Origin of the sequence: Methanobrevibacter sp. (assembly GCF_045577275.1) — an archaeon.
GTDB lineage: Archaea > Methanobacteriota > Methanobacteria > Methanobacteriales > Methanobacteriaceae > Methanobrevibacter.
On the sequence record NZ_JAZNIB010000165.1, the window covers coordinates 1 to 6,477 of the forward strand.

Genomic DNA, 6,477 nt, shown 5'->3' on the forward strand with positions numbered 1-6,477 from the left:
AATAGTAAAAAATATTCTTATATATACAAACTATTTGATAGAATAAAAACTAAAAATTTAAATACTTTCATTAATAAATATTTATTCAACATAATAAGAACAATTTTTAATTTTGAAAAATTCTAAGTTCTTAAAATTTAAAAATTAAATTTAAAAATTATTTGGATTAAAAATGGGAGATGTCTATTATGACAGATATTGATGTTACTGAAATTAGAATTATCTTAGAAGATCTTACTGAAGAACAATTAATTAATATCTTGGAAAAAAACGGTTACACTAATAAAGGTAAAAAAAATGTATTGATTAGAGAAATCATGACTAAAATTTCTCATGACATTGTCATTGAAGAATTAGATGCTCTTGGTGTTATCTAATTATTAACTTTTTTTATTTTTTTACTTCTTTATTCTATTACTTTTTTTATAATTATTCCATCTTATTTTATACTTATTTTTTCAAATCATAAACAATAAATAATTCATTGAATAAAATTTTTAATATGATTCTAAAAACAGAAAGACTAGTCCTTAGACCATGGAAGGAAAGTGATGCAGAATGCTTATACCATTTTGCAAAGAACCCTAAAATCGGACCTATTGGAGGTTGGCCACCACATGAAAGTGTTGATGAAAGCCTAGAGATTATTAAGACTGTTTTTTCCAAAAAAGAAACTTATGCAATTACAATTAATGACAATGCAATAGGAGCTATAGGTCTTTTATTCTATCCATACACTAATCACTTCTGGGGAGAAGATGGAGTGGAATTGGGATATTGGATTGGAGAGGAATATTGGGGCCAAGGATTAGTTGTTGAAGCAGCTGAAGAACTATTAAAGCACGCTTTTGAAGATTTGAAAGTCGAAAAAATCCATGCCAGCTGCAGATATGAAAACCACCAATCAAAAAGAGTCTTAGAAAAATTAAGATTCGAATATTTTTGTGATAAGGAAAATACAGACATTTATGGAAATGAAACACGAGAAATGGCTATGTTTTTAGAAAAATAATAAAAAGAGAATTGGAAAAAATAAAAAAAAGAGAAATAGTTTAAATCAAAAATTTATGAATTCATCACTAAGATAGAAAGGACCCATATGACTACAGAAAGTATAAGGATATATTTTCCATGCTTTTTGGCATCTACTTCTTGACGAGTGTATAAATATCCTCCAAAAACAATTCCCAATATAGGTATTAGGACAGCACATATGTAACCTAAAACCATAGCAATAGTATGAGAATTCTGATTTTGCACACCAGAACTAGGGTTTTGATTAAATTGTGTATTTACATCAGCACTTTGATTTGATTGGACAGTAGAATCTGCATTTTGACTTTCACTAGCGCCAACAGATTCAAAATCATATCCACAATTATGGCAGAATTTACTTCCTTCTTTCTTTTCAGCTCCACAACTTGGACAAAAAGTCATGATTTTTCCCCCAAAAATAACTTATTCCAAACAATGATAAATCTTAATCAAGTTAATTTGTTTCAATGTAATGAAACTAATAAAAATTAAATAAAAAAATAAAAGAAATAGATGACCTATTAGTCATCCATATCTTCGAATCTAGGTTCTAATTTTTCCATTACGCCAGGTAATGAAGTGTATTCCATTTCTTCAGATGGTAATCTGTGTGGTTCGAATGGACCATGTCTTCTGATGTAGGAAGCAATGTTTGCAGATTGTCTTCTGGTTTCATCAAATGCAGGGTCATCGAATAAGTCTACAGGTCCAATCAATTTAGCATCAGTTACTTGGAAACCTAAACCTACAACTCTAGGAGGTCCGTCGAATCTGATTGGGTTAGCTTCTTCTTGGCTGGTTGGCATCATAGGACCGTTGTGGGATCCTCTCATCCATCCACTTACCATGTGTGGGAATGCAAATGGTTCTACACATTCACCGTTTGCTGGGAAACCGGATTGAGCTCTTACAATAGCTACAGGGTCGTCTTTACCTACATATTCACCAGCTAACATGTTTAATTTGTCAGTACTTACGGAAGCTGCGATTTCACCGTTTTTCTTGAATACTCTTTTGATTACGTATCTGCCGGTGGAACCGATTAAAGCAAGTAAGTCGTACATTTCTTCAGGACAGTCTAAGATAACTTTTTTGTGTTCCATTACATCAAATACTTCAAAACTGAATCCGTCGTGTAAACTTGGGTCGATTACAAGACCTGCAGTGTTGAATGGATCTGCGAAGATTCTGAAAATAGGTAAGTTGAATGCACCTGGTTCGGTTTTGTCCATACAGTAAACAATTACAGGGTCACTTCCTCTTTCTTCGAATTCCATTTCTGCACAACCTGGACCCATACCTTTTACGTTTCCAGAGAAGGTGTCAGTTAATAAGTCTTGACCTGCACCGTATAATTTTAAGTCCCTTGCAATTTCAGTTGCTTGAAGGAAAGCGTCGTATGCAGTTTTATGAACTTCTTCGTTTAATTCACCGTTTCTGTGAGTCATGATTAAATCAATGTCGTCACCACAACGGGTTATATAATAATCTTCAAGAATACCAGTTTCTAAAGCACCAGATAATACTTCATCACATTTTTCCATTAATGCAGGATGAGATACACAGTGTCCAGAAACACTTCCAATATCAGCTTTGATTACACTAACAGTAGTTTTCATCTTAAAACACCTCAGTATTAAAATTACTATTAACTCACACTCAGCTAATAGCAGTACATATTTAGCTTTAATTCATAAAATAAGAATAATAATTAACTATTATAGCAATTAACTATTAAAAAATAATTATATTATTAATAACTAATTGTTATAATAATTAATTACTGAATTAATAGCTAATATAAAATAATTAAATTATTCATCAAACTAAATACGATTAAATAACTTGAAACCAAAACAGTTCTTAAGTTATTTAATATACATTATTATTTTTATTTAATATGATATATAATAATTATGATTTAAAGGGAAAATATCCGATATTTAGACTTGAAAAAATAAGAATTTATTAAAAAAAATGGATTGGATTAATTGAAATATTTGAGTAAAAAAATAAGTATTTATAAAAATTAGTTTGTGCTATTTGTTTAAATAAGCAATTGCCCACATAACTAATATTGAAATCAAACATGCTATTACAACAGCCAATGGATAAACAAAATATCCAATCACCATTCCAATCAATACACAGACTATCATCATTATGAGAGGATTAAAATTCTCCAAAGTTAAATGCAATGCAATATTTGCAGGATCCAAATCCTTTAAAATCTTTGATGTGAAAATTGAAGTGCAAACTATCAAAATGAAATCCAAACCATATAAGAAGCAAGGAATGAATGAATCATGGTTTTCAGCAACAAATACAGTCAAATATGGAATCAATGATAATAGGAACAATGCGAATCCTATAATCCAAATAACCTTATGATCCACCTTATTTACAATATTGAAAAGGTTATTGTTATAGTTCCAGTAATTAAAGCAGACAATGAAACTTACTGCATAGACTATAAACTCAAATTTGATGTCAAAGAACGCATCCCATGTTCCATTGGCAATCATTGGAATGTCAAGTACGATAATTGTGATTATAATCGCAATGATTGCATCGATAAATGCTTCAAACCTATCTGTACTTCCAGTATCTGGCCTTTTAAACCTTGCAAAAAATACCCAGCAGATAACTGAAATCAAAACGCATATATAGATTCCCTGAACATAGCCACTGTAGGTCAGCAAAAATCCTAAAATCATTATCGCTATCGGAATATATGAAAGAACATTTCTAAAATTAGTTTGATTCAATCCGCAATTATATGGATTTGCTTTATAAACCGCATAAATTGATAGGATATATAAAATGTCTATTGCAAGAAAATCGATTCCAAACATTGTTTCAGCTGGAACAGACTCCAAATTTAAAGCCAACCAAGATGCAAAATAAGGAAGCAAACTAATTGCAAATATTTCAAGAGCATAGATGGATACAACGAAATTATCTATCTCTTCTACAACCTGAAATAGATTATGGTTATCATACCATATCATAAAGATTACTAAGAAACAGATTGCATAAGTAATATATCTGGCATTCAAGACTAGAACTGCACCAAATGTTGGGGCGCTAGGCTGTGTTAACTTCAATACCAGAACGGTAATGATAATCGCCAAAATTGCATCAAAGAAAGTTTCAAATCTGTTTGTATTCATAAATATACCTTTGTTCCTTTTAATATATATACTGAGAATTGATTAAATTGATTAAGCATTCCATCATTAGCCCCTAAAAGAGAATTGATTTTTTTAATCAGTTTTCCATCATTTAGCGCCTATAAACCTGTTTACATATTTCACCTTGCTGAAGAGATACATTGTCACCATTGAGCTGAATACAACCAAAAGGAAGAATATGATCCAATAGCTGAAATATTCCACAGAAGGCAATATCTTAAGATAAATGCATAGAAACAGACCTTGAATCAAATAAATTCCATAACTGTACTTTGCAACCAATGAAGTGAATCTTCTAAATAAGCTGTTCTCATTCTTGATAAAGCCTAAATTCAATCCAAACTTGTTGAAGTTTTTGAACAATAGGAACACTCCAATCACTTCAAGGGTTATAGGCAATGAATACCTGTTGATTGTATGGAATTTGGTTGGAGTTGAGAAATAGGTAACTATGACCATTATCAAGATTGCAGAAAGAAGAGTCAATGCCAAAGCGAAATAAGGATTGTTCAATAGCTTTCTTTTTGTATGTCTCAAATAGTATCCTGCTACAACCAAACCTATCGGACTGACGAAATAATTCAATTTAATTGGGAAATCAATGTTCAATGTGAAGTCAAATAAAGCTGTTATCAGCCAGAACACCAAGAAATATTCTGCCTCTTCCAATTCACTGTGCAAGAGCCACTTATTGAAAATAGGCATGATCAGATAGGTTCCCAATATCATCCAAAAGAACCAATAAGGTGAAAATCCTGGAGCTTTTGACATGAAAACACCATAGAAAAAGTGCAATATGGAATTTATGTCAAATGCAAAAATAAACTTATAGCCAAAGTAATAGGATATGATTATAGCAATTGCACCAGTGAGCAATCCCCAGAATACAAAAGGCTCTACAATACGAGGTATTCTCTTTCCTAAAAATTCCTTTATGGACCATTCACGACCTAAAGACAGCGCTCCAGCTAACATTAAAAATAGGTCCACACCAATCCTAAGGTTATTTCCTGTAAATTGGGAAAAGAGCCATCTCAAACTTGGACCTGTGGCAAAATCTGCCATAACCTGAACTCTTGTTACAGCATAAACATGAACTGCTATAACTGTCAGAATTGCTACTGCACGCAGTGCATCCAAATAAAATATGCGCTTGGATTTAGTTTTAGCCATATGAAAACCTTATCGCAGCTAATGGTTTTTTGAATTCATTGATTATTGATTTTTCCTTAATAAATAAACACCAGTCATCAAATGCCAAATAATGAGAGGATAAACAGCCAATCTTTCGAAAACAGGCATGTAAATGCTTTCCATATTGAAAAACATTATCAAAAATGCGATTAATCCTATGGTTCCTAAAATCAATGTAATCTTTTGATAGATTTCAAACTCATCCATAGACCTGGAAATAGTTAAAAGCATCAGATTTCCGCCAAGAATTGCCATGATAGCACCTAAATTGTGATATCCATTGGTTAAAGGATTTCCCCAAGGGATAAAACCAACCATAATCACTCCAATAGACGCCATTATAGTAAAAATATAAAAAAATGCCTTATGCTTGATAATGAAATCTTTAAATTTATAAAAATTAGCAAAAACTAATGCTAAACCAATTAGAATAAATGCAGAGTCCATTAAGAAGAAAAAGGGACAATTGCCATTTGGAATTCCCAAATCAGAGATAGTGTGAAAAACATACATGTTGAACAATGTATCATTTACAGAAAATATACAAATGGTCTCAGCAATCATATAATATAAACCTGCTATTAAATACACAATGCCAATATTTTTAAATTCCATATTATCTCTCCAATATAATTTCTATTAATATTCAATAGTTTCAAAAGCCTTTTCGAGCTCTTCATCTTGATTAATATCTTCCTTGATCTGCTTGACAAATTCCAAATCTGCTTTGGTTTCAGGATATTTTGGCACAGCCTTACATCCACCATCGTCTCGTTTAGATATTTCAAAAGTTCCGATCTTTTCAGCTATTTTTGTTATTTCAACCTTATCAAGACCGATAAGTGGACTTAATACAGGAACATCAAGATCTTCACGAGTTGCCAAAATGTTTGGAAGTGTTTGAGAAGCTACTTGACCTAAACTGCTTCCGTCAATAACCGCTTCTGCATGAAGCTTTTTGGCAAGCTTTCCTGCAAGCTTATACATTCCTGATTTACATAAGACACAGGTCATCTTATCTGGTGCCTCAGCCTTACAGGTGCTTAAATAATCC

7 protein-coding genes and 1 pseudogene are annotated in these 6,477 nt (G+C 31.8%); 2 read left to right on the top strand and 6 right to left on the bottom strand.

What is annotated here, in order from left to right; all coding sequences use genetic code 11:
* The first annotated feature begins 179 nt into the window (after window positions 1–179).
* A complete protein-coding gene (locus tag ACKI67_RS05005) occupies window positions 180–377 on the top strand; it encodes a hypothetical protein (protein WP_407462316.1) in 198 nt (65 codons plus the stop codon).
* Window positions 378–502: 125 nt separating this feature from the next.
* Complete coding sequence (locus ACKI67_RS05010; RefSeq protein ID WP_407462318.1) at window positions 503–1,012, top strand: GNAT family N-acetyltransferase; 510 nt, start codon at window positions 503–505, stop codon at window positions 1,010–1,012.
* A gap of 53 nt (window positions 1,013–1,065) precedes the next feature.
* Here ACKI67_RS05010 and ACKI67_RS05015 read toward each other — a convergent pair whose 3' ends face one another.
* The 6 genes and pseudogenes from ACKI67_RS05015 to ACKI67_RS05040 all read right to left on the bottom strand — a co-directional run.
* Window positions 1,066–1,437: a zinc ribbon domain-containing protein gene (locus ACKI67_RS05015; protein WP_407462319.1), complete on the bottom strand. Its 372-nt coding sequence runs from the start codon at window positions 1,435–1,437 to the stop codon at window positions 1,066–1,068.
* 119 nt (window positions 1,438–1,556) lie between these two features.
* A complete protein-coding gene (gene fbp, locus ACKI67_RS05020) occupies window positions 1,557–2,654 on the bottom strand; it encodes a fructose-1,6-bisphosphate aldolase/phosphatase (protein ID WP_407462320.1) in 1,098 nt (365 codons plus the stop codon).
* Window positions 2,655–3,074: 420 nt separating this feature from the next.
* A complete protein-coding gene (locus ACKI67_RS05025) occupies window positions 3,075–4,208 on the bottom strand; it encodes a TMEM175 family protein (RefSeq protein WP_407462321.1) in 1,134 nt (377 codons plus the stop codon).
* A 108-nt stretch (window positions 4,209–4,316) separates the two neighbouring features.
* On the bottom strand, window positions 4,317–5,402 hold the full coding sequence (locus tag ACKI67_RS05030) for an acyltransferase (protein ID WP_407462322.1): 1,086 nt from the start codon (window positions 5,400–5,402) through the stop codon (window positions 4,317–4,319).
* A gap of 42 nt (window positions 5,403–5,444) precedes the next feature.
* Complete coding sequence (locus ACKI67_RS05035; RefSeq protein WP_407462324.1) at window positions 5,445–6,038, bottom strand: hypothetical protein; 594 nt, start codon at window positions 6,036–6,038, stop codon at window positions 5,445–5,447.
* Between the two features lie 24 nt (window positions 6,039–6,062).
* Window positions 6,063–6,477 (bottom strand): annotated as a pseudogene (locus tag ACKI67_RS05040) (tRNA 4-thiouridine(8) synthase ThiI); the annotation flags it as partial.

Coding starts and splice junctions, on each gene's coding strand:
- ACKI67_RS05025 (WP_407462321.1), bottom strand. CDS start 4,208: ATGAATACAAACAGATTTGAAACTTTCTTTGATGCAATTTTGGCGATT.
- ACKI67_RS05015 (WP_407462319.1), bottom strand. CDS start 1,437: ATGACTTTTTGTCCAAGTTGTGGAGCTGAAAAGAAAGAAGGAAGTAAA.
- ACKI67_RS05005 (WP_407462316.1), top strand. CDS start 180: ATGTCTATTATGACAGATATTGATGTTACTGAAATTAGAATTATCTTA.
- ACKI67_RS05035 (WP_407462324.1), bottom strand. CDS start 6,038: ATGGAATTTAAAAATATTGGCATTGTGTATTTAATAGCAGGTTTATAT.
- ACKI67_RS05030 (WP_407462322.1), bottom strand. CDS start 5,402: ATGGCTAAAACTAAATCCAAGCGCATATTTTATTTGGATGCACTGCGT.
- fbp (WP_407462320.1), bottom strand. CDS start 2,654: ATGAAAACTACTGTTAGTGTAATCAAAGCTGATATTGGAAGTGTTTCT.
- ACKI67_RS05010 (WP_407462318.1), top strand. CDS start 503: ATGATTCTAAAAACAGAAAGACTAGTCCTTAGACCATGGAAGGAAAGT.